The sequence below is a fragment of the Dryocola sharpae genome (assembly GCF_051307055.1).
Lineage (GTDB): Bacteria > Pseudomonadota > Gammaproteobacteria > Enterobacterales > Enterobacteriaceae > Dryocola.
Window position 1 is genome coordinate 883,377 of record NZ_CP149994.1, and the last position, 19,590, is coordinate 902,966.

18 protein-coding genes are annotated in these 19,590 nt (G+C 56.5%); 13 read left to right on the plus strand and 5 right to left on the minus strand.

The window, feature by feature from the left end; all coding sequences use genetic code 11:
• Position 1: 1 nt before the first annotated feature.
• Complete coding sequence (gene proC, locus WLO31_RS04225) at positions 2-811, minus strand: pyrroline-5-carboxylate reductase (RefSeq protein WP_435929243.1); 810 nt, start codon at positions 809-811, stop codon at positions 2-4.
• 100 nt (positions 812-911) lie between these two features.
• Here proC and WLO31_RS04230 point away from each other — a divergent pair, with 100 nt between their 5' ends.
• The 3 genes from WLO31_RS04230 to WLO31_RS04240 are packed head-to-tail and all read left to right on the plus strand — an operon-like array spanning position 912 to position 2,352.
• Entirely contained in the window at positions 912-1,427 is a 516-nt protein-coding gene (locus tag WLO31_RS04230) for a hypothetical protein (RefSeq protein ID WP_435929244.1), read from the plus strand.
• An 8-nt stretch (positions 1,428-1,435) separates the two neighbouring features.
• On the plus strand, positions 1,436-1,891 hold the full coding sequence (locus tag WLO31_RS04235) for a DUF421 domain-containing protein (RefSeq protein WP_435929245.1): 456 nt from the start codon (positions 1,436-1,438) through the stop codon (positions 1,889-1,891).
• On the plus strand, positions 1,891-2,352 hold the full coding sequence (locus WLO31_RS04240; RefSeq protein WP_435929246.1) for a YaiI/YqxD family protein: 462 nt from the start codon (positions 1,891-1,893) through the stop codon (positions 2,350-2,352). Before WLO31_RS04235 ends, WLO31_RS04240 begins: the two co-directional genes overlap by 1 nt.
• Here WLO31_RS04240 and WLO31_RS04245 read toward each other — a convergent pair.
• Entirely contained in the window at positions 2,349-3,044 is a 696-nt protein-coding gene (locus WLO31_RS04245) for a DUF2076 domain-containing protein (RefSeq protein WP_435929247.1), read from the minus strand. The two genes, WLO31_RS04240 and WLO31_RS04245, sit on opposite strands and share 4 nt — an antisense overlap.
• 350 nt (positions 3,045-3,394) lie before the next feature.
• Here WLO31_RS04245 and aroL point away from each other — a divergent pair, with 350 nt between their 5' ends.
• The 4 genes from aroL to ppnP all read left to right on the plus strand — a co-directional run bounded on the left by aroL (position 3,395) and on the right by ppnP (position 5,492).
• Positions 3,395-3,919: a shikimate kinase AroL gene (aroL, locus tag WLO31_RS04250; protein WP_435929248.1), complete on the plus strand. Its 525-nt coding sequence runs from the start codon at positions 3,395-3,397 to the stop codon at positions 3,917-3,919.
• 44 nt (positions 3,920-3,963) lie between these two features.
• Positions 3,964-4,155, plus strand: a complete 192-nt coding sequence (locus tag WLO31_RS04255; protein ID WP_435929249.1) for a YaiA family protein — start codon at positions 3,964-3,966, stop codon at positions 4,153-4,155.
• A gap of 284 nt (positions 4,156-4,439) precedes the next feature.
• Positions 4,440-5,117 carry an AroM family protein gene (locus WLO31_RS04260; RefSeq protein WP_435929250.1) on the plus strand — a complete coding sequence of 226 codons (678 nt, stop codon included), beginning with the start codon at positions 4,440-4,442 and terminating at the stop codon, positions 5,115-5,117.
• A gap of 81 nt (positions 5,118-5,198) precedes the next feature.
• The gene (gene ppnP, locus WLO31_RS04265) at positions 5,199-5,492 is read left to right on the plus strand and encodes a pyrimidine/purine nucleoside phosphorylase (RefSeq protein ID WP_167611957.1); all 294 of its coding nucleotides are present in this window, start codon (positions 5,199-5,201) and stop codon (positions 5,490-5,492) included.
• Positions 5,493-5,549: 57 nt separating this feature from the next.
• On the opposite strand, the gene rdgC is transcribed toward ppnP, so the two are convergent.
• The gene (rdgC, locus tag WLO31_RS04270) at positions 5,550-6,461 is read right to left on the minus strand and encodes a recombination-associated protein RdgC (protein WP_435929251.1); all 912 of its coding nucleotides are present in this window, start codon (positions 6,459-6,461) and stop codon (positions 5,550-5,552) included.
• Between the two features lie 126 nt (positions 6,462-6,587).
• On the opposite strand from rdgC, the gene mak reads away from it, so the two are divergent.
• On the plus strand, positions 6,588-7,499 hold the full coding sequence (gene mak, locus WLO31_RS04275; protein WP_435929252.1) for a fructokinase: 912 nt from the start codon (positions 6,588-6,590) through the stop codon (positions 7,497-7,499).
• Positions 7,500-7,898: 399 nt separating this feature from the next.
• Here the strand turns inward: mak and sbcC are convergent, their stop codons facing one another.
• Together sbcC and sbcD are read right to left on the minus strand one after the other, a co-directional pair.
• Positions 7,899-11,051 (minus strand): exonuclease subunit SbcC, encoded by a 3,153-nt coding sequence (gene sbcC / locus WLO31_RS04280; RefSeq protein ID WP_435929253.1) that lies wholly within the window; start codon positions 11,049-11,051, stop codon positions 7,899-7,901.
• The gene (gene sbcD, locus WLO31_RS04285; RefSeq protein WP_435929254.1) at positions 11,048-12,265 is read right to left on the minus strand and encodes an exonuclease subunit SbcD; all 1,218 of its coding nucleotides are present in this window, start codon (positions 12,263-12,265) and stop codon (positions 11,048-11,050) included. Before sbcD ends, sbcC begins: the two co-directional genes overlap by 4 nt.
• 182 nt (positions 12,266-12,447) lie before the next feature.
• Between sbcD and phoB the strand changes: the two genes are divergently transcribed.
• The 5 genes from phoB (at position 12,448) to WLO31_RS04310 (ending at position 19,587) form a co-directional block, all read left to right on the plus strand.
• Positions 12,448-13,137, plus strand: a complete 690-nt coding sequence (gene phoB / locus WLO31_RS04290) for a phosphate response regulator transcription factor PhoB (RefSeq protein WP_435929255.1) — start codon at positions 12,448-12,450, stop codon at positions 13,135-13,137.
• 21 nt (positions 13,138-13,158) lie between these two features.
• Positions 13,159-14,451 carry a phosphate regulon sensor histidine kinase PhoR gene (phoR, locus tag WLO31_RS04295; RefSeq protein ID WP_435929256.1) on the plus strand — a complete coding sequence of 431 codons (1,293 nt, stop codon included), beginning with the start codon at positions 13,159-13,161 and terminating at the stop codon, positions 14,449-14,451.
• Between the two features lie 482 nt (positions 14,452-14,933).
• Complete coding sequence (brnQ, locus tag WLO31_RS04300; protein ID WP_435929257.1) at positions 14,934-16,256, plus strand: branched-chain amino acid transporter carrier protein BrnQ; 1,323 nt, start codon at positions 14,934-14,936, stop codon at positions 16,254-16,256.
• A 69-nt stretch (positions 16,257-16,325) separates the two neighbouring features.
• Positions 16,326-17,699: a proline-specific permease ProY gene (gene proY, locus WLO31_RS04305; RefSeq protein ID WP_435929258.1), complete on the plus strand. Its 1,374-nt coding sequence runs from the start codon at positions 16,326-16,328 to the stop codon at positions 17,697-17,699.
• Positions 17,700-17,907: 208 nt separating this feature from the next.
• Entirely contained in the window at positions 17,908-19,587 is a 1,680-nt protein-coding gene (locus tag WLO31_RS04310; RefSeq protein ID WP_435929259.1) for a ShlB/FhaC/HecB family hemolysin secretion/activation protein, read from the plus strand.
• Positions 19,588-19,590 lie beyond the last annotated feature (3 nt).

A 19,590-nucleotide genomic window follows, 5' to 3' on the forward strand; every position in this document is an offset into this window, starting at 1 on the left:
GTTATGACTTGCCTAAATGTTCAGATTTCGCCATACACTTCACCATCGCTTCCATCACCGCCGCGCGGAAACCTTTTTCTTCCAGAACCTTTACCGCCTCAATGGTGGTGCCGCCCGGTGAACAGACCATATCTTTCAGCTCGCCCGGATGCATGCCGGTTTCCAGCACCATCTTCGCGGAGCCCATCACCGCCTGGGCGGCGAACTGGTAAGCCTGCTTACGCGGCATCCCGCCCAGCACTGCGGCATCCGCCATCGCTTCGATAAACATAAACACATAGGCCGGGGAAGAGCCGCTGACGCCAACAACCGGGTGGATCATCGCTTCGCTGACCACCTCGGCCTGGCCAAAGCTGCGGAAAATAGCGACCGCATCGGCAATATCTTCCGGGCTGACCAGCGCGTTTGGCGTAACAGAGGTCATACCGGCGTTAACCAGCGCGGGCGTGTTAGGCATAGCGCGGATGATTTTACGGTCGTGGCCCAGCGCCGTCGCCAGCGAGTCGAGCGTAACGCCTGCGGCAACAGAGATAACCACCGTTTCTTTGTTGAGGCTGGAGGTAATCTCACCCAGCACTTTTAGCATCACGCCGGGCTTTACCGCCCCAAAGACGATGTCAGCGATCTGCGCGACTTGCTGGGCGCTTTGCGCAGGATTGATGCCATATTCCTGCCGCAGCGCCTCCACTTTGTCCGGCGACGGAGTGTAAACCCAGATATTGCCTGGCTGAATCAGCCCGCTGGAGATCAGACCACCGAGGATCGCTTTCCCCATGTTGCCGCAGCCAATAAAACCAATTTTTTTGTCCATTGCCTCACTCCATTGTCTGTGATGTTTGCCGGGCTATAGCTTAACGCGCTTTCAGGCGAATCGGCTACGCTTAAGCAAAACAGTGAAAGGAGTCCCGTTCATGGCAAAACCTGTACCTGATGAATACACCGGCCGCACCTATCCGGTGGAAGAAGATATGCGCTGGCAGCTTAAAGAGTGGAGTATTGAAAAATGGGGCCGACGCTGCCTGCTGGCGCTGGTGCTGCTGTCATTGCTGGGGGTGTTTTCAGACGGCTGGCTAAGCCAGACCACAACGAGCAACCCGGAGGGAACGCTGAGCGTGGAGCATCAGCGAATAATGCGGGCCAAAAGTGATGAGAACTTTACCCTGCGCGTTAAATTCGCCACCGGCCAGCCTGCCGTACTGACGCTGGGGCAGGATTTTATGGACAACTTTGAGATTCAGACCCTGCAGCCACAGCCCCTTCTTACCCATACCAGCCGGCATGAAATGGTGCTGACCTGGCCTGCGAGCGCGGGCAAAGAGCAGGCGCTCTGGCTGACCGTTCAGCCTCAGACTGCCGGGCATTTTATCTCCACCATCCGGCTTAAAGGCGCAGCACCCGTGACCTTAAGCCAGTGGGTGCTCCCTTAAGGAAAATTATGGATAACGTACTGCGCGCTATAGGAATGTACATTCTGCTAATGATCGTGCTGAAAATCGCCGGGCGACGCACGCTGCTGGAAATGACCTCTTTCGATTTTATCCTGCTGCTTATCATCAGTGAGGCAACGCAACAGGCGCTGCTGGGCAATGATTTTTCCTTCACCGGCGCGGCGATCACCATTATCACGCTTATCACCATGGATATCGTGTTCGGCAAAATCAAAGATCGTTTTCCAAAGGTCGAACAGTTTATCGACGGTTCGCCGCTGATCCTCGTGGAATATGGCTGCCCGCTGGAAAAACGAATGCGTAAGGCGGGGATCAGCACGGACGACATACTTTCTTCCGCGCGAATGAACCAGGGGCTGGAACGTATGGATCAGATAAAGTTTGCCATTCTGGAAAAGAACGGCAAGATCGCCATCATTCCAGCAGAAGAACAGGAGTCGTAATGCAAATTTGGGTGGACGCCGACGCGTGTCCAAAGGTTATCAAGGAAGTCTTGTTCCGCGCTGCGGATCGCGCGCAAATCATGGTTACGCTGGTTGCCAACCAGGGGCTGAAAACGCCGCCGTCGCGTTTTATTCGCAGCCTTCAGGTGGCGACGGGATTCGACGTTGCCGATAACGAAATCGTGCGCCGCTGTGAAAGCGGCGATCTGGTGATTACCGCTGATATTCCGTTGGCCGCAGATGTTATCGAAAAGGGCGCCGTGGCGCTGAACCCGCGCGGTGAACGCTATACGCCGGCCACCATTCGCGAGCGGTTAACCATGCGTGATTTTATGGATACCCTGCGCGCAAGCGGCGTGCAGACGGGCGGGCCGGACAGTTTACATCAGCGCGACCGCCAGCAGTTTGCCAACGAGCTGGAGAAATGGCTGCTGGCGGCGGCGCGGGCCAGAAAAGCTTAAATCAGCGAGTCATCGTCGTTGCCAAAATCGTCATTGCCGATATCGCCATAGTCATTTGTATCTTCCTGCGGCAGGCCCGCATCCTGATTAAGAAACTGGCTGTCCTCCGCCTGGTTATAGTCATCAACCGCGTTAACCGGTGCGTTATCGGCTGGCTGCGCAGGCTCGTTGATAATGTTCACCAGCTCTTCAGGCTGCGTGTGATGGAACATGCTGGTCAGCATATCCGCCATAATCACGCCTCCTGCTACGCCTGCGGCCGTTTGCAGCGCTCCGGCTAAAAAGCCGGTGCCGCCACTCGGGGCGGCGTAGCCAGGCGCCATTTGCGGCGCGTTATAGCTGCCCGGCGGCACGTTCTGGTAGCGTTGGGCGCCGGGAACGGGCTCTGCGCCGCGCGGAGAAGCAGAACCGAATAATCCCGCAAGAAATCCGCCGCTGCTTTGTTGCTGGCGAGAAGCGTGCTGCAGCTGCGCCACCTGGCCTTCGAGTCCCTGAATACGGCCGTTCAGCTGTTTCATGGCGGCTTCCTGAATCAGTATCGTTTGCGCCATGTAATAGGCGGCGCCCGGAAGCTGCGCCAGATGTTGCTGGATCAGCTGGTCAGCGGCGGCGTCGCGCGGGGCGCTGTTCTCTTCAGCCTGTTTCAGGCGGCCAAAAAGCCCGTCAATCAGACGTTGCTCTTCAGATTGCATGGTTCATACCTCTGTCATCATGGGTTCTCAATATTTAGTCTGGACCAGAATCCCGACATGTAAAATGACGCGGGGGTAAAGCCGTGCGGAATTGTGTTACTGAATCCAGGGTTTCGGGGTTGTTTTTCACCGGGGCTTTCAAGTAAGGTGACGCACATATTTTCTGGTAAATTTCCTTTACATATTTCAGGCCTGCCGTTGCGCGCTACGGCGTAACGGCCCGTAGCGCGGCTGTTTTATCGTAACGATTTATTTACGCCTGTTCCGTGTACTAGCTGAATGGTATGATGGCACGCTATTAAAGGACTTCTTTGTTACCACCCAGGCTTACAGCTGAGGAATAGCCCCTGATGATTCAACCCATATTTCTGGTCGGCGCGCGCGGCTGCGGTAAAACCACGGTAGGCGTAGCGCTAGCGCAGGCTCTGGGCCGCGGCTTTGTCGATACCGATAGCTATCTACTGACCACCACCAACATGAGCGTAGCGGATATTGTGGCGCAGGAAGGATGGGAGGGTTTTCGCGCTCGCGAAACGCAGGCGCTGAAAAGCGTGACTTCGCCGGACGTGGTGGTTGCTACCGGCGGTGGTATGGTATTGGCCGAGTGCAATCGTCAGTTTATGCGCGAGCAGGGCGTGGTGATTTATCTGCGCGCGCCCGCCCAGATTCTGGCGGGCCGTCTGGAAGCTTTTCCGCAAGAGGGACAGCGTCCGACGTTAACCGGCAAACCCATCACCGATGAAATTGTCGAGGTGCTGGCCGCGCGTGAAGCGCTGTATCGCCAGGCCGCTCACCACGTGATTGACGCCGCTCAGGCGCCGGATGCCGTTGTCGATGCGGTGCTTGCAGCTTTGGAAATAGCCCGGGCAAGCTAATCTTTGTCTATACTTAACGCTCATCCATGACCGAAGGAAGAGCGATGGCGAGCAGACCTCCCTACCCACGAGTTGCGCGTATAGTTGAAGTCGAGAAAGGTTCGCAAACGGAGACCGTGACCTGGTATCAACTCAGGGCTGACCATCCCCACCCGGATACGCTTATCAGCGAGCATCAGTCCGAGCAGGAAGCGCTGGATGCAAAACGGCGTTATGAAGACCCGGAAAAAAGCTAATCCGCACAGGCATGGATGCCGAAAAATCCCTCAGGCCTTTCCCTAAAAATCCCGCACTGGCTACGTCATCACACTTTTTACCACGCCCTTGGGTTAAAAAAACATTACGATAATGTTATGTGTTGCCGCTGTTGACGTTTTGTTAAGGGATCCAACGATACGCTCGCGATATGCTGCTACGCTTTGTGATCGATGTTTAAGCGACCCTGCGGCCAGCATCAATGAGTGGGAAAAGTATCAGCGCAGCAAACGGAGGCTGATAAAGGACAGAGGCAGAACGAAACATGAAACCAACATTAGCCATCCTCACTATTGGTGTGGTTCCCGTCAGTGAAATCCTGCCATTGTTAATCGATCATATTTCCGCAGATCAAATCAAACACGTTACGCTGCTGGGCAACATGTCCCGTGAGGAAGCGATTGCGGAATTTGGTGCAGAGGAGGGCGAAGAGGAAATGCTCACCTTGCTGGCGGACAGAACGCTCGCTTACGTCGGCAAACAAAAAGTCGAACTGGCGCTACAGGGCGTCATCGAACTGCTGGATAAGCAGGATTATGATGTAATTTTACTGATGAGCACGGAGCGATTCACCCGCCTTGCCGCCCGTAACAGCATATTGCTGGAGCCGGAGCGCATCATTCCCCCGCTGGTGGCTTCCATCGTTGATGGCCACCAGGTAGGCATTATTCTGCCTGTTCCTGACCTGCTGAAATCACAGCATAGAAAATGGCAGCAGTTGCAGAACCCGCCTCTTTACGAGATGGCTAATCCGGTGCACGAAACGGAAGAGAGCTTGCTTAACGCGGGCCGAAAACTGCTGGCGGCGGGTGCGGATGTACTGGTGCTGGACAGCCTGGGCTATCATCAGAAACATCGCGATCTGCTGCAAAAAGCCCTTGATGTGCCGGTATTATTATCGAACGTGCTGATTGCGCACCTCGCTTCGGAACTGCTCGCCTGACGCCGGGCAACAATTTGCGTGACAGGCTCAAGCGTTGCCCTCTATATTGTTTTTCTGAATATTTTTTAAAAGGGCCAGTCCATGCTTCAAAGTAATGAGTACTTTTCCGGCAAAGTGAAATCCATTGGTTTTACCAGCAGCAGCACTGGCCGGGCAAGCGTCGGGGTGATGGTGGAAGGGGAGTACACCTTCGGTACGGCGCAACCGGAAGAGATGACCGTGGTCAGCGGCGCATTACATGTCCTGCTGCCTGAACAAACTGAATGGAAAACTTATACCGCAGGCGAAGTTTTTAACGTGCCGGGCCACAGCGAGTTCCATCTGCAGGTTGCTGAGCCAACCTCTTACCTTTGCCGTTATCTGGCTGATAAATAATCTTATAACAGCTATTCGTAGGGCGGGTAAGCGTAAGCGCCACCCGCCGCTTTGTTTTTAACGCTGGGCCTCGCCGCCTAACGCCTCCACCAGACTCTTTATCAGAGCCGCCAGTTCGCCGGTCATTAAAATGAAGTCGGCGTCGAAACGCTGGGCAAAATCTTCACGATCGATATCGTCGTTCTGCTCGCGCAGCGTGTCTGCAAACTTCAGGCGCTTCACAGAGCCGTCGTCGGCAATCATAAACTGAATGCGTTCCTGCCAGTCGAGCGCCAGTTTCGTCACTACTTTTCCGGCTTCAATATGGGTGGCTATTTCGTCGCATACCAGATCCTGCTGCTTACAGCGGATAACGCCGCCGCCTTCAAGCATCGCCTTAAGCTCCGCTTCATCCATCAGCGCAAAGCCCGCCGGGACATCACCGGAACGCACCCATTCGGTGAGCGTCAGTTCAATCGGGTTCTCCAGCGCCAGCGGCACAACGGGCAGCGATCCCAGGCTTTTACGCAGCAACGCCAGCGTATCTTCCGCTTTTTTGGCGCTGGCGCAGTCCACCATAATCAGACCGTTAACGGTATCGATCCACATCATGGTCTGGCTGTAACGGCTGAAGGCACGCGGCAGCAGAGAGTGCAGCACTTCGTCTTTCAGCGAATCTTTCTCGGTTTTCTTCAGCTTGCGGCCCTGATCGGCCTCCAGCTTGCCAATCTTCGCTTCCAGCGCCTGCTTGATAACCGGCGATGGCAGAATTTTTTCTTCTTTGCGGGCGCAAATCACAATCTGCCCGTTATCGGCATGGGTTAATGCATCACTATGCGAGCCCATCGGTGGCACCCAGCCGGTTTTTGCCATATCCTGGCTGCCGCAAGGGCTGAATGTAAAGGCGGCCAGCTGTTTTTCCATTTCATCCGCAGAGAGCGTGATGTCGCGGCTTAAACGGTAAACCATTAAATTTTTGAACCACAGCATGATTTTTTCCCGGTCAGGTCAGTGAAACGCAGCGGGCATGATAGCGAATCAGCCGCCACGTTTCATTGCCTAAACGGTGCTGTACTTCTACTCTGTTGATAACACTCATCAAATGAGGAATTTTCCGTGCGTATAGGCATTGATTTAGGCGGTACTAAAACTGAGGTGATTGCGCTTGCGGACGATGGCAAACAGCTGTTTCGCCACCGTCTGCCCACTCCCAAAAATGATTATCAGCAAACCATTGGTACCATCGTTGAACTGGTGCGTCTTGCCGAAGAGGCTACGGGCGAGCGCGGCACCGTGGGCCTTGGCATTCCGGGCTCCATTTCGCCTTACACCCGCGTGGTGAAAAACGCTAATTCCACCTGGCTTAACGGCCAGCCGTTTGATAAAGACCTGTCGGATGCGCTGCAGCGCGAAGTCCGGCTGGCGAACGACGCGAACTGCCTCGCCGTTTCCGAGGCCATTGACGGCGCCGCGGCGGGAGCGGGTATTGTTTTTGCGGTGATTATCGGCACGGGCTGCGGCGCCGGCATTGCCATCAACGGCCATAGCCTGATTGGCGGCAACGGCACGGCGGGGGAATGGGGCCATAACCCGCTGCCGTGGATGGACGAAGATGAACTGCGCCATCGCGAAGAAGTGCCGTGTTACTGCGGGAAGCAGGGCTGTATTGAAACCTTTATCTCCGGCACCGGTTTCGCCACCGACTATCAGCGCCTGAGCGGTAAAAAGCTTAAAGGCAACGAGATTATGCATCTCGCGGAACAGCAGGATCCGCTGGCGGAGCTGGCTATCAGCCGTTACGAAACGCGGCTGGCGAAATCGCTCGCCCACATCGTCAATATTCTTGATCCGGATGTGATTGTGCTTGGCGGCGGGATGAGCAACGTCGAGCGGCTGTATAAAACGGTGCCGCAGCTGGTAAAACCCTGGGTGTTTGGCGGCGAGTTTGAGACGCCGGTCCGCAAGGCGGTGCACGGCGACTCCAGCGGCGTGCGCGGCGCGGCGTGGTTGTGGCCGATGGAGAAATAACGAACCGCGAATGACGGCAGTGGAAGGTTGTGTGGATGGCGACAGGTGGATGGCGACAGGTGGATGGCGGCAGGTGGATGGCGGCAGGTGGATGGCGACAGGTGGATGGCGCTGGCGCTTATCCACCCTACAAATTAACCACCGCTCCATTATATTCACAAGTTTTGCAGGTCGGGTAAGCGAAGCGCCATCCCCATTATGTTTATAAGAACTTGCAGGCCGGGTAAGCGAAGCACAACCCCCCATTATATTTATAAGAACTTGCAGGTCGGGTAAGCGAAGCACAATCCCCCATTATATTTATAAGAACTTGCAGGTCGGGTAAGCGAAGCGTCACCCCCATTATGTTTATAAGAACTTGTAGGTCGGGTAAGCGAAGCGCCACCCGACGCTATCCGATCACCCGACGGCAAACTCCTTCGCCAGCCTGCTCACGCCCAGCCCGTTGATCTTCTTCACCTTAATCTGCACCGGAATACGCTCTTTCATCGCCTCCACATGGCTAATGACGCCGATGGTTTTTCCGCTCGCATTCAGCGTGTCCAGCGCATCCAGCGCCGTATCCAGGGTTGCGGCATCCAGCGTGCCAAAGCCTTCATCAAGGAACAGCGAGTCGATGCGGGTTTTATGGCTCACCAGATCGGACAAGGCCAGCGCCAGCGCCAGGCTCACGAGGAAACTCTCTCCGCCGGAGAGCGTGCGCGTGTCGCGAACGGCGTCAGCCTGCCAGGTATCGACCACCTGCAGCTCCAGCGCCTCGCTGTTTTTGCGCTGCAACAGATAGCGGCCGTGCAGGCGGTCGAGCTGATTGTTGGCAAGCCACACCAGGTTGTCGAGCGTCAGGCCCTGGGCGAACCTGCGGAATTTGTCCCCTTCTCTGGAGCCGATCAGCGCGTTGAGATAGCTCCAGTCTGCCACCTGCTGCTGCTGTTCGGCGATGGCCTGCATCAGCCCCTGCTGGCGCTGGCGATTCTCCGCGTCTTGACGAAGCTGCTGCTGGATCTGACCCTGCTGCGTCGTGTTTTCACGCAGCAGCTGATGGTTTTGGGCAAGCTGCTGTTGCAGCTGAGCAAGCCCCGTTTCTTCTGCCAGCGTTTGCGGACGGGCGGACTGATGTTGTGCAAGCGATTTCTCCGCCTGCTGGCAAAGGATGCTCTGCTGCTGATGCTGCTGCTCAAGCTGGTTTTTCTGCGCTTCTAACTGCTGGCGTTCCCGCTCATCAAGCAAAGCCGCCTGAAATGCGGCAACGTCCGCGAAGGGGCTGGTCGCCAGCGCGCTCAGGAATTGCTCGTTTGCCTGAGCGACCCGCTCTTCTTCCTGCTGGCGCTGCTGCTGCAGTGTCTTCCACTCGCTTTCAAGAGCAATGCAGTCGCTGTGCAGGGTATGCCAGTTTTGCAGCGCAAGGCGTTGTTCATTTTCGGGCAGCGGCGGCGCGGTGCCGTCATCAACGAAAGCGGCTAATATGCTGTCCAGCGTGCCGAGCTGCTGCTGCAGGCGCGGGAGCTGTTCGTGCTGCTGTTGCCAGCGCTGAGATTCCTGCTGGCGCTGCGCCAGCCAGTCATTTTCTTCGCCGTGCGCCGGATACTGCAGCCCCACCTTTTCCAGCGCGAGGTTAAGTTCGTTGCGGCCGGTTGCGATCTCCGCTGCCAGCTTGTCGTGCTGGCGCTGCGCTTTAGCAAGCTGTTCTTCGAGCCCAATCCGCTGGCTGAGCTGGTGTAGCTGCTGCTCACGCAGCGCTTCGCCTTCCAGCCAGTGATTGAGGTCATCTTCCGGCGCCAGCGCCAGCTGCAGCCCGGCGCAGAGCTGCTGCCAGCGGGCGCGCAGCAAAGCTTCTTCTTCATCCAGCGTCCTGAACGCAGCCTGTAATTTTTCCCGCTGCTGGCGCTGTGCTTCCAGCAAGGCTTTGGCGGCCGAACCTTGCTCCGCCAGCGCTGAGACCTCTTGTTGCAGCGCGGTAAGGCGCTGCTGGTTTTCACCTGCCTGCAGGGCCTGATATTCCGCAACCGCCGGATGCTGGGTGGAGCCGCAAAGCGGGCAGGGCTGCTCGGGCTGTAAATGAGCGCGCTCGGCTTCAAGGCTTACAATTCGTCTCTCCAGCTCGCAGATTTTTTCCAGATCGCTTTGATGCTGACGGCGATCTTTATATTTCTGACGTAAAAGCGCCAGCGCCGCATCGCCCTGAACAATGTTTTGCTCAAGAACGACAAGCTCCTGCTGCTGTTGGTTTTTACGCCCCAGTAGCGAAGCGAGCTGCGGCTGTAGCGCGGCAAGCTGTTGCCGCCGAGGGCGAGCGGCGATTATCGCCTGTAAATGAGCGCTTACTTCATCAGCGTTCAGCGCCAGTTCAACGGCGGGTAATGCCTGTAGCTTTTGCTGGCCGGCGTGGAGATCGCGCTGCAAAGCCTCTAGCTGAGCCGTATCGCGCTGTTGCTGGTTAAAAGCCATGCGCCAGCCGGCGAGCTCAGCGCCCCACAGCCGGAAGCGGTCGTGCGTTGTTAGCCATTCCTGCAAACGCGCTGTTTCGTCGTTAATTTTTGCTGACTGGCTGGCGGCGAACAGCCGCGTTTGGCTGCGGCGGCGCGTTGCCTGTTGTAAGCGAGCATTTACTTTATCTGCCTGAGCCTGCGCGCTTTGCAGGGCGGTTTGCTGCTCCTGCAGGCGCTGCCAGTGCGGGCGCAGTTTCTCGGCGGGCTGGGCTCGCGTCAGTTTTTCCAGCTGCGGCGCCGCCGCCTGCAGAGCCAGATTTGCGGCGGCAAGCGATTGTTTTGCCTGCTGATGCCCATTGCTGAACAGCGTTTGCTGGCTCAGCCACTGCTGATTTAGCTGAAGCTTGCGCTGTTCTGCCAGCAGCCTTTGTTCATCAAGAGTGAGCGCCTGCAAACTTGTTGTAAGCCGCTGTTGCTCCTCCTCGCTTAGCAGCGCCACGCCGGCAGCCTGCAGATGCAGGTTTTCAAGCTGGCCGCGCATATTTTTATGTTTCTCAAACACGGCGGCGGAAACCGTGCCGTAAATCTCCGTGCCGGTGAGCTCCTCAAGCAGCGAGGCGCGGTCGTTCGCATCGGCGTTTAAAAAGGCGGCAAACTGTCCCTGGGAAAGCATCATCGAGCGGGTGAAGCGATCGTAATCGAGACCGGTTAATGTGGCGGTGTAGTCGAGCTTGTCTTTGATTTTATCGGCCACGATTTTGCCGGTTTCCACTTCCGCCAGCTCAACGCGCGGCGCCTGGAGATTGCCGTTTACGGCGTTGCGCGCGCGGTTCTGGCTCCAGAATGCGCGGTACGCCACGCCTTTGACCTCAAATTCAACTTCCGCAAGGCACTCGGCGGTATCGCGCGTCATCAGATCGTTTTGCGACTGGGAAACCGTATTGAGGCGCGGCGTCTTATGGTAGAGGGCAAGGCAAATGGCGTCTAAGAGCGTGGTCTTACCCGCGCCGGTTGGTCCGGTGATGGCGAACAGGCCGTTGCTGGCGAAAGGCTCCTGCGAGAAATCGATTTTCCACTCGCCTTTTAATGAGTTGAGGTTTTTCAGGCGCAGGCTAAGGATTTTCATGCTTGCTCCTCCGCGTCATGCAGGTCTGCCACGGTTTGCGCGAACAGCGTGCGCAGGCGTTTGCCCTGCTCTTCGGCTGTCTCTTCCTGCGCCAGACGACGCTCAAATACCTCTTCCACGGTCAGCTCGCTCAGGGTTTCTTTCTGGTTGCGGGCAATCACGCGATCCCGCTGTTCCCGACTGCGGCGCAGCAGCACCACTTCCACCGGCAGACTTTCCGTTATTTGCTGAATATGGCGCTGGAAATCATGCAGATATTCATCGGTAGCGATTTCGATATCCAGCCAGGCTTTCGGCTCGCAGGGCGCATCCCGCCACTGTTCAAGCTGCCTTTCGATTTCGTTCAGCGAACCTTTTATCACCGCCAGCGGCTGGCTGACCGGCACCGGCAGAGCGGTGACGTTATGCAATGCGCCGTCGGCAAATTCCACCAGATATACGCTCTTGGCTTTACCAGTTTCATCAAAGCTCAGAGAGATGGGCGAGCCGCTATAGCGAATGTGTTCCGTGCCGCCAATCCGCTGGGCACGATGAATATGTCCGAGCGCAATATAGTCGGCGGGCGGGAAATTTTGCGCAGGGAAGGCGTCCAGCGTGCCGATATAGATATCGCGCACCGCGTCCGTTTTGGTCACGCCTACGGTGGTTAAATGCCCGGTTGCGATAATCGGCAGCTTCTGTTCACCGCGCGCAGCCACGGCAGCCGCGTGGCACTGCTTGTAGTGTTCGGTGATAGCTTCCATTAGCGAACGCTGTTTTTCGCGTCCGCTGAGGCCTGCGCGGCTGCTTTGGATATCACGCGGACGTAAAAATGGAATCGGGCACAGGATCGCGCCGGGTGAACCATCTTTTTTGTTGAGCAAAAGCGTTTGTTCGCTCACATTGTGACGGGCGCTGGCGATCACCGAAGTATTCAGGCAGGCCAGCAGCTCGCGGGATTCGTTAAGCGTAGCCACGGAGTCGTGATTGCCGGCCAGCACGACCAGCCTGCAGCCGGTGGCCTGCAGCTGCACCACAAAACGGTTGTAAAGTTCGCGGGCATAGCTTGGCGGCGAGCCGGTATCAAAAATATCGCCCGCCACGATTATTGCGTCCACGTTATGCTCAACGGCCGCCTGCAGCAGCCAGTCGAGAAAGGCCTGGTGTTCCGGCCCGCGGCTTTTGGTGTAAAAGTTCTGACCGAGATGCCAGTCCGATGTGTGGATAATGCGCATAATCCGTCCTGTGGCAAAAAAGCGTGCCGGGATTATAAAGGCAGATGTCACGCAGGGCACTTGCGCGCGTCATAATTCGAAGCAATCAGTCATCCGGCCGTCGTTTTTTTCATAAATCTGTCATAAATCTGACGCATACTGTCGCACAAATTAGCAATGGCATTGTTTAAACAGGGTAAATCATGGCGAAGCGTATTTTAGTCGTAGAAGATGAGGCTCCTATTCGTGAAATGGTGAGCTTTGTGCTTGAACAAAACGGTTTTCAGCCAGTAGAAGCGGAAGATTATGACGCAGCCGTGAATCTTCTTACCGAACCTTTTCCCGATCTGATCCTGCTGGACTGGATGCTGCCCGGCGGCTCCGGCATTCAGTTTATTAAGCACCTCAAACGCGAGGCGCTGACCCGTGAAATTCCCGTAATGATGCTGACCGCGCGCGGCGAAGAAGAGGATCGCGTGCGGGGCCTGGAAGTGGGCGCGGATGATTACATCACCAAACCGTTCTCGCCCAAGGAGCTGGTGGCGCGCATTAAGGCCGTGATGCGCCGTATTTCACCGATGGCGGTGGAAGAAGCGATCGAAATGCAGGGGCTGAGCCTCGACCCGTCTTCCCACCGCGTAATGACCGGTGAAAATCCTCTGGATATGGGGCCGACGGAATTTAAGCTTTTACACTTCTTTATGACTCACCCGGAGCGGGTTTACAGCCGCGAACAGCTGCTTAATCACGTATGGGGCACCAATGTGTACGTGGAAGACCGCACCGTTGATGTGCATATCCGACGTCTGCGCAAGGCGCTGGAACTGACCGGACACGATCGCATGGTGCAAACGGTACGCGGCACGGGCTATCGCTTTTCGACCCGTTTTTAGGATCAAACAGGAGTGTGACGCGTGCTGGAACGGTTGTCATGGAAAAGGCTGGTGCTGGAGCTGGCGCTCTGTTGTTTACCGGCGGCGATTCTCGGGCTGATTTTTGGCCATCTTCCCTGGTTTTTACTGGCTGCGGTTACCGCTTTGCTGGCGTGGCATTTCTGGAATCTACTGCGTCTTTCCTGGTGGCTGTGGGTTGACCGCAGCATGACGCCTCCGCCGGGACGCGGTAGCTGGGAGCCTTTGCTGTATGGCCTGCATCAGATGCAGCTACGCAACAAGAAACGCCGTAAGGAGCTGGGGAGCCTGATTAAGCGGTTTCGCAGCGGGGCCGAATCACTGCCGGATGCGGTGGTGCTGACGACGGAAGAAGGGACGATATTCTGGTGTAACGGCCTGGCGCAGCAGCTGCTTGGCCTGCGCTGGCCCGACGATAACGGCCAGAACATCCTCAACCTATTGCGTTATCCGGAATTTACCCGTTACTTAACCACGAAAGAATTTACCCGTCCGCTGACTCTGGTGCTGAACAACGGCCGCCATCTGGAGTTCCGCGTGATGTCCTACAGCGACGAGCAGTGGCTGCTGGTGGCGCGCGACGTGACGCAGATGCACCAGTTAGAAGGCGCGCGGCGCAACTTTTTTGCCAACGTCAGCCATGAGTTACGCACGCCGCTAACCGTGCTGCAGGGCTACCTGGAAATGATGCAGGACCAGAGCCTGGAAGGGCCGCTGCGGGATAAAGCGCTGGGTACCATGCGTGAGCAAACGTCGCGCATGGAAGGGCTGGTGAAGCAGCTGCTGACGCTGTCGCGTATTGAAGCGGCGCCGGCGATGATGCTGAATGAAAAGATCGACGTGCCGATGATGCTGCGCGTGGTGGAACGCGAAGCGCAGACGCTAAGTCAGCAAAAACAGAGGTTGCGGTTTGATGTCGATCCGGCGCTAAAAGTTTTTGGCAATGAAGAGCAGCTGCGCAGCGCGATTTCGAACCTGGTTTACAACGCGGTGAATCACACGCCTGAAGGCACGCATATTACCGTCAGCTGGCAAAAGGCGCCGCAGGGCGCGAAGTTCAGCGTGACGGATAGCGGCCCGGGTATTTCCGCTGAGCATATTCCGCGTCTGACAGAGCGTTTCTACCGCGTGGATAAAGCGCGTTCAAGGCAGACGGGCGGCAGCGGACTGGGGCTGGCGATTGTTAAACATGCCCTGAGCCATCATGAGACGCGGCTGGATATCGAAAGTACGCCGGGACAAGGTACAACCTTTTCGTTTGTCCTGCCTGAGCGGCTGATCGTGCCGGGCGAGTAAAGCGCAGCTTCGGTTCACGCAGGCCTTCTCCCGGCGGGGAAGGCCTGCCAGCGCATCCCGCGCCTGTGGCTGCATGTTTTTTAACCACAACTGTCAATTTCTCTTTCCAGACCTCCTTGGCTGTGCGTTTTTTAGCCATCTGTTAACCATATTTTGCCTGTCGGTGATAAAATGACCGCAGGATGAACCATAATGAATTCCTGAAATTGAATTTATTCACTGGGTTTTTGCAAGAATTAAGGATATCAATCTGGTTTTGGGATCCCACCTTGTCTTCAAACGCTATAAGCGTTTTAATTGCGCCCCGGGCAGTTACCAGACCGACTGAATTTGCGTGGTAATTCGACCAACTATTCTTCGCCACCGATCTGGATCAGTATTTTCCGCTGTCGAGAACTGGAAATGCCGTTTTTTTGCCATGCCGTACGGCAGAGAAATTTCAAAAACTCAATACCACACATCCACAGGCTGCAATTAATTTTATGACCCATCACTTAAAATCTCGCGACATCATCGCTCTGGGCTTTATGACCTTTGCGTTATTTGTCGGCGCGGGCAACATCATTTTTCCTCCAATGGTTGGCTTACAGGCCGGTGAACACGTCTGGACGGCGGCCCTTGGCTTCCTGGTGACCGCCGTGGGCCTGCCGGTGCTGACCATCGTCGCCATTGCCCGCGTGGGCGGCGGTATCGATAGCTTAAGCTCGCCGATTGGCCGTCGCGCAGGCGTGCTGCTGGCGACTATCTGCTACCTGGCCGTTGGCCCGCTGTTTGCCACGCCGCGTACCGCAACCGTATCTTTTGAAGTGGGTATCGCACCGCTGACGGGCGCAGGCGAGCTGCCGCTGTTTATCTACAGCCTCGTCTATTTCGCTATGGTTATCGCCATCTCCCTCTACCCAGGCAAACTGCTGGATACCGTCGGGCACGTGCTGGCGCCGGTGAAAATTGTCGCGCTGCTGGTTCTGGCTGCGGGAGCTTTGCTGTGGCCCGCAGGCGGTATCAGTACCGCGACCGAGGCGTACCAGAATGCCGCATTCTCCAACGGATTTGTGAATGGTTATCTGACCATGGATACCCTGGCTTCGCTGGTGTTTGGTATCGTTATTGTTAACGCGGCCCGCTCGCGCGGCGTAACCGAATCCCGCCTGCTGACGCGCTACACCATCTGGGCTGGCCTGATTGCCGGCGTTGGTTTAACGCTGATTTATCTGGCGCTGTTCCGCCTGGGATCGGACAGCGCAACGCTTGTCGCCGACCAGAGCGCCAACGGTGCCGCGATTCTGCATGCTTACGTGGCGCATACCTTCGGCGGCGCGGGCAGCTTCTTCCTGGCTGCGCTGATCTTCCTGGCCTGTATGGTGACGGCCGTTGGCCTGACCTGCGCATGCGCCGAGTTCTTCAGCCAGTATTTACCGCTGTCTTATCGCGCGCTGGTCTTCATTCTCGGCCTGTTCTCAATGGTGGTTTCTAATCTCGGTTTGAGCCATCTGATTCAGGTTTCCATTCCGGTGCTGACGGCCATTTATCCGCCGTGTATCGCCCTGGTGGTGCTGAGCTTCACCCGTCCGTGGTGGCACAACTCAGGACGCGTGATAGCGCCGGCGATGCTCATCAGCACAATGTTTGGTATCATTGACGGGATCAAGGCTTCGGCCATCAGCGATATACTGCCAGCGTGGGCTGCGCGCTTACCGCTTGCCGATCAAGATCTGGCGTGGGTTTTACCGACCGTGGCGATGGTGATAATCGCCGTAGTCTGGGACCGCGCGGCAGGGCGGCGGGTTACCTCCAGCGCCCACTAAAAATTTGCATGTTGTTTAACCACGGGGCTGCGCTCCGTGGTTTTTTATTGGTTGAGAGTGGTACGAACGATGGAAAACCAGAATAAGCTCAAGCGCGGTTTGAGCACCCGGCACATCCGTTTTATGGCGCTGGGTTCGGCGATTGGTACGGGGCTGTTTTACGGCTCGGCGGACGCCATCAAAATGGCGGGGCCAAGCGTATTGCTGGCCTATATTATCGGCGGCGTGGCGGCTTATATCATCATGCGCGCGCTGGGCGAGATGTCGGTTCATAACCCCGCCGCCAGTTCGTTTTCCCGTTACGCGCAGGACAATCTGGGGCCGCTTGCCGGCTACATCACCGGCTGGACCTACTGTTTCGAGATCCTTATCGTCGCCATCGCGGACGTTACCGCGTTCGGCATCTATATGGGCGTCTGGTTTCCGGCGGTGCCGCACTGGGTCTGGGTGCTTAGCGTGGTGCTGATCATCTGCGCCATTAACCTGATGAGCGTGAAGGTGTTCGGCGAGCTGGAGTTCTGGTTCTCGTTCTTTAAAGTCGCCACCATTATCATCATGATCGTGGCCGGTATCGGCATTATCGTCTGGGGCATCGGCAACGGCGGGCAGCCAACGGGCATCCACAATCTGTGGACCAACGGCGGCTTCTTCAGCAACGGCTGGACAGGCATGGTGATGTCGCTGCAAATGGTGATGTTCGCCTACGGCGGCATTGAGATCATCGGTATCACGGCGGGTGAAGCGAAAGATCCGCAGAAATCTATTCCGCGTGCTATCAACTCCGTGCCTTTACGTATTCTGGTGTTTTACGTGGGCACGCTGTTTGTCATCATGTCCATCTATCCCTGGAACCAGGTTGGCACCTCCGGCAGCCCGTTTGTACTGACGTTCCAGCATATGGGCATTACCGTTGCGGCAGGCATACTGAACTTTGTCGTGCTCACCGCATCGCTTTCCGCGATTAACAGCGATGTATTCGGCGTGGGCCGTATGCTGCACGGCATGGCGGAGCAGGGCAGCGCGCCGAAGGTATTCGCAAAAACCTCCCGCAACGGCATCCCTTATATTACCGTCCTGGTGATGTGCCTGGCCATGCTGCTGGCGGTTTACCTGAACTACATCATGCCGGAAAACGTCTTCCTGGTGATCGCCTCGCTGGCGACGTTCGCCACCGTCTGGGTGTGGATAATGATTTTGCTGTCGCAGGTCGCCTTCCGCCGCAGGCTTTCGAAAGCGGAAGCCAAAGCGCTGAAGTTCCCGGTCCCCGGCGGCGTGGCGACCACGATAGTTGGCCTGCTATTCCTGGCCTTTATCATCGCGCTTATCGGCTGGCATCCGGATACCCGTATTTCGCTTTACGTAGGCTGCGGCTGGATTGTGCTGCTGCTGATTGGCTGGCTGTTTAAGCGCCGTCGCGCAGCATCGCTTGCCGAAAGCCAATAACTCTTATCAACCCGCCGCCCCGGCGGGTTTTTTGTCCTCGCTTCCTCCCTCTGCTGTGAAAAGAGAGTTTTGTCTGAATTTTGCGCAGCGCCGTTGTTGGCGTTAACAATTTATGATTTATTGCGGACTTATTTCCAGGTATGAATAGCCGTGTGAATTTGTTAACGACACGCGCGCTGGTAATTGCACACAGGGATGGGGCAATCAGATGTCTGTTAAATTCAATGGCGCGCTGTATACAGTAGCCTGCCTTGTTTATCTCTCCGCGTTTATGGCGTTTGCGGCGCCTTTATCTCCCGCGGACAAAAACACCATTGAACAACAGCAGCAAAATCTGCTGCAGCAGAACCAGAGCCAGCGTGATGAACTGGAACGCAGCGTTGAGTTACCACGCTTTACTTCTCCTGAGCCCGCCAGTCCGGCTTCCGGGCCATGTTTCATCATTACCCGCATCACCCTTGACGGCGCGACGCTGCTCAGCGGGAAGCAAGCCAGTCGATTGTCGGCGCCCTGGATCAACCAGTGTCTGGATATATCGCGCCTTGCAGAACTAACCCGCGCCGTTTCTGACTGGTATATCCATAAAGGTTACATAACCAGCCGCGCATTTATTACCGAACAGGATTTATCCGGGGGCGAATTACAGATATCGGTGCTTGAAGGAAGGCTGGAAAAAATCCTTCTGGAAGCTGCGCCTTCCCGTCAGTTCAGCACGACTTTTCCGGGCCTTGAGGGAAACATCCTTAACCTGCGCGATATTGAGCAGGGCATGGAGCAAATCAATCGCGTGCGCAGCACGCCGGTACAGATTGAAATCCTGCCGTCCGATAAACCCGGCTACTCCATTGTTAATCTCACCGCCACGCCGGAATTCCCCCTCTCTGCCTCCGTAAGCTTTGATAACAGCGGCCAGAAGAGCACCGGCACCGGGCAGCTAACTGGTTCAATAATCGGCAACGATTTGCTGGGGTTCGCGGACAGATGGATTATCAGCGGCGGGCGCAGCAGCGATTTTTCATCATCACATAATGCGCAAAATTTCCAGGCGGGCGTTAGTGTGCCGTACGGCTACAGCCTGCTGGATTACAGCTACAGCTGGAGCAATTACCTCAATACCATCAGTAACAACAATTTTAACTGGGCTGCAACCGGCGACAGCGTGTCGCACCGCGCCACCTTGTCCCGCGTACTCTTTCGCAACGGGGATATCAAAACGGGCGCTTCTGTGGGCGTCACCCATCAAATCAGCCGTAACTGGCTGAACGAGGCGAAGCTCGACAGCAGCAGCCGCAAGCTTACCAGCCTGGTCTTTGGCATCAGCCACACGCAAAAAATCTTCGGCGGCGTGGCGACCCTCAATCCGGGCTTCAGCCACGGCATGCCGTGGTTTGGCGCAGAAAATGACCACGGGAAAAAAGGCGATTTGCCGAAAGCGGTGTTCAAAAAGTGGAGCGTTAACGGCAGCTTCCAGCTTCCGGTAGCTAACAACCTTTGGTGGCTGACCAGCGCCTACGGCCAGTGGTCGCCGGACAGGCTTTATGGCAGCGAAAGGCTGACGATTGGCGGCGAAAGCTCGGTGCGCGGCTTCAAAGAGCAGTATCTGTCCGGCGACAACGGCGGCTACTGGCGCAACGAACTTAACTACACGCTGTTTACCCTGCCGCTTATCGGTCAGGTGAGCGCGCTTGCCGCGCTCGACGGCGGCTGGCTGCAAAAGGATGGCAAAGATCCGTGGGCGTCCGGCACGCTCTGGGGCAGCGCGCTCGGGCTTTCTACCGCCAGCCGTTATTACTCCAGCCAGTTTACCGTTGGCCTGCCGGTGAAATATCCAGCCTGGCTGGCTCCCGACCGTTTCAGTCTCTACTACCGCGTCGCGTTTGTGATTTAGGGG

Bases quoted from the DNA above. Each gene is read 5' to 3' on its own strand.
- sbcC (WP_435929253.1), bottom strand. From the start codon at position 11,051: ATGAAAATCCTTAGCCTGCGCCTGAAAAACCTCAACTCATTAAAAGGC.
- aroL (WP_435929248.1), top strand. From the start codon at position 3,395: ATGATTCAACCCATATTTCTGGTCGGCGCGCGCGGCTGCGGTAAAACC.
- WLO31_RS04230 (WP_435929244.1), top strand. From the start codon at position 912: ATGGCAAAACCTGTACCTGATGAATACACCGGCCGCACCTATCCGGTG.
- proC (WP_435929243.1), bottom strand. From the start codon at position 811: ATGGACAAAAAAATTGGTTTTATTGGCTGCGGCAACATGGGGAAAGCG.
- WLO31_RS04260 (WP_435929250.1), top strand. From the start codon at position 4,440: ATGAAACCAACATTAGCCATCCTCACTATTGGTGTGGTTCCCGTCAGT.
- proY (WP_435929258.1), top strand. From the start codon at position 16,326: ATGGAAAACCAGAATAAGCTCAAGCGCGGTTTGAGCACCCGGCACATC.
- ppnP (WP_167611957.1), top strand. From the start codon at position 5,199: ATGCTTCAAAGTAATGAGTACTTTTCCGGCAAAGTGAAATCCATTGGT.
- WLO31_RS04240 (WP_435929246.1), top strand. From the start codon at position 1,891: ATGCAAATTTGGGTGGACGCCGACGCGTGTCCAAAGGTTATCAAGGAA.
- sbcD (WP_435929254.1), bottom strand. From the start codon at position 12,265: ATGCGCATTATCCACACATCGGACTGGCATCTCGGTCAGAACTTTTAC.
- phoB (WP_435929255.1), top strand. From the start codon at position 12,448: ATGGCGAAGCGTATTTTAGTCGTAGAAGATGAGGCTCCTATTCGTGAA.
- WLO31_RS04235 (WP_435929245.1), top strand. From the start codon at position 1,436: ATGGATAACGTACTGCGCGCTATAGGAATGTACATTCTGCTAATGATC.
- WLO31_RS04310 (WP_435929259.1), top strand. From the start codon at position 17,908: ATGTCTGTTAAATTCAATGGCGCGCTGTATACAGTAGCCTGCCTTGTT.
- WLO31_RS04245 (WP_435929247.1), bottom strand. From the start codon at position 3,044: ATGCAATCTGAAGAGCAACGTCTGATTGACGGGCTTTTTGGCCGCCTG.
- brnQ (WP_435929257.1), top strand. From the start codon at position 14,934: ATGACCCATCACTTAAAATCTCGCGACATCATCGCTCTGGGCTTTATG.
- rdgC (WP_435929251.1), bottom strand. From the start codon at position 6,461: ATGCTGTGGTTCAAAAATTTAATGGTTTACCGTTTAAGCCGCGACATC.
- WLO31_RS04255 (WP_435929249.1), top strand. From the start codon at position 3,964: ATGGCGAGCAGACCTCCCTACCCACGAGTTGCGCGTATAGTTGAAGTC.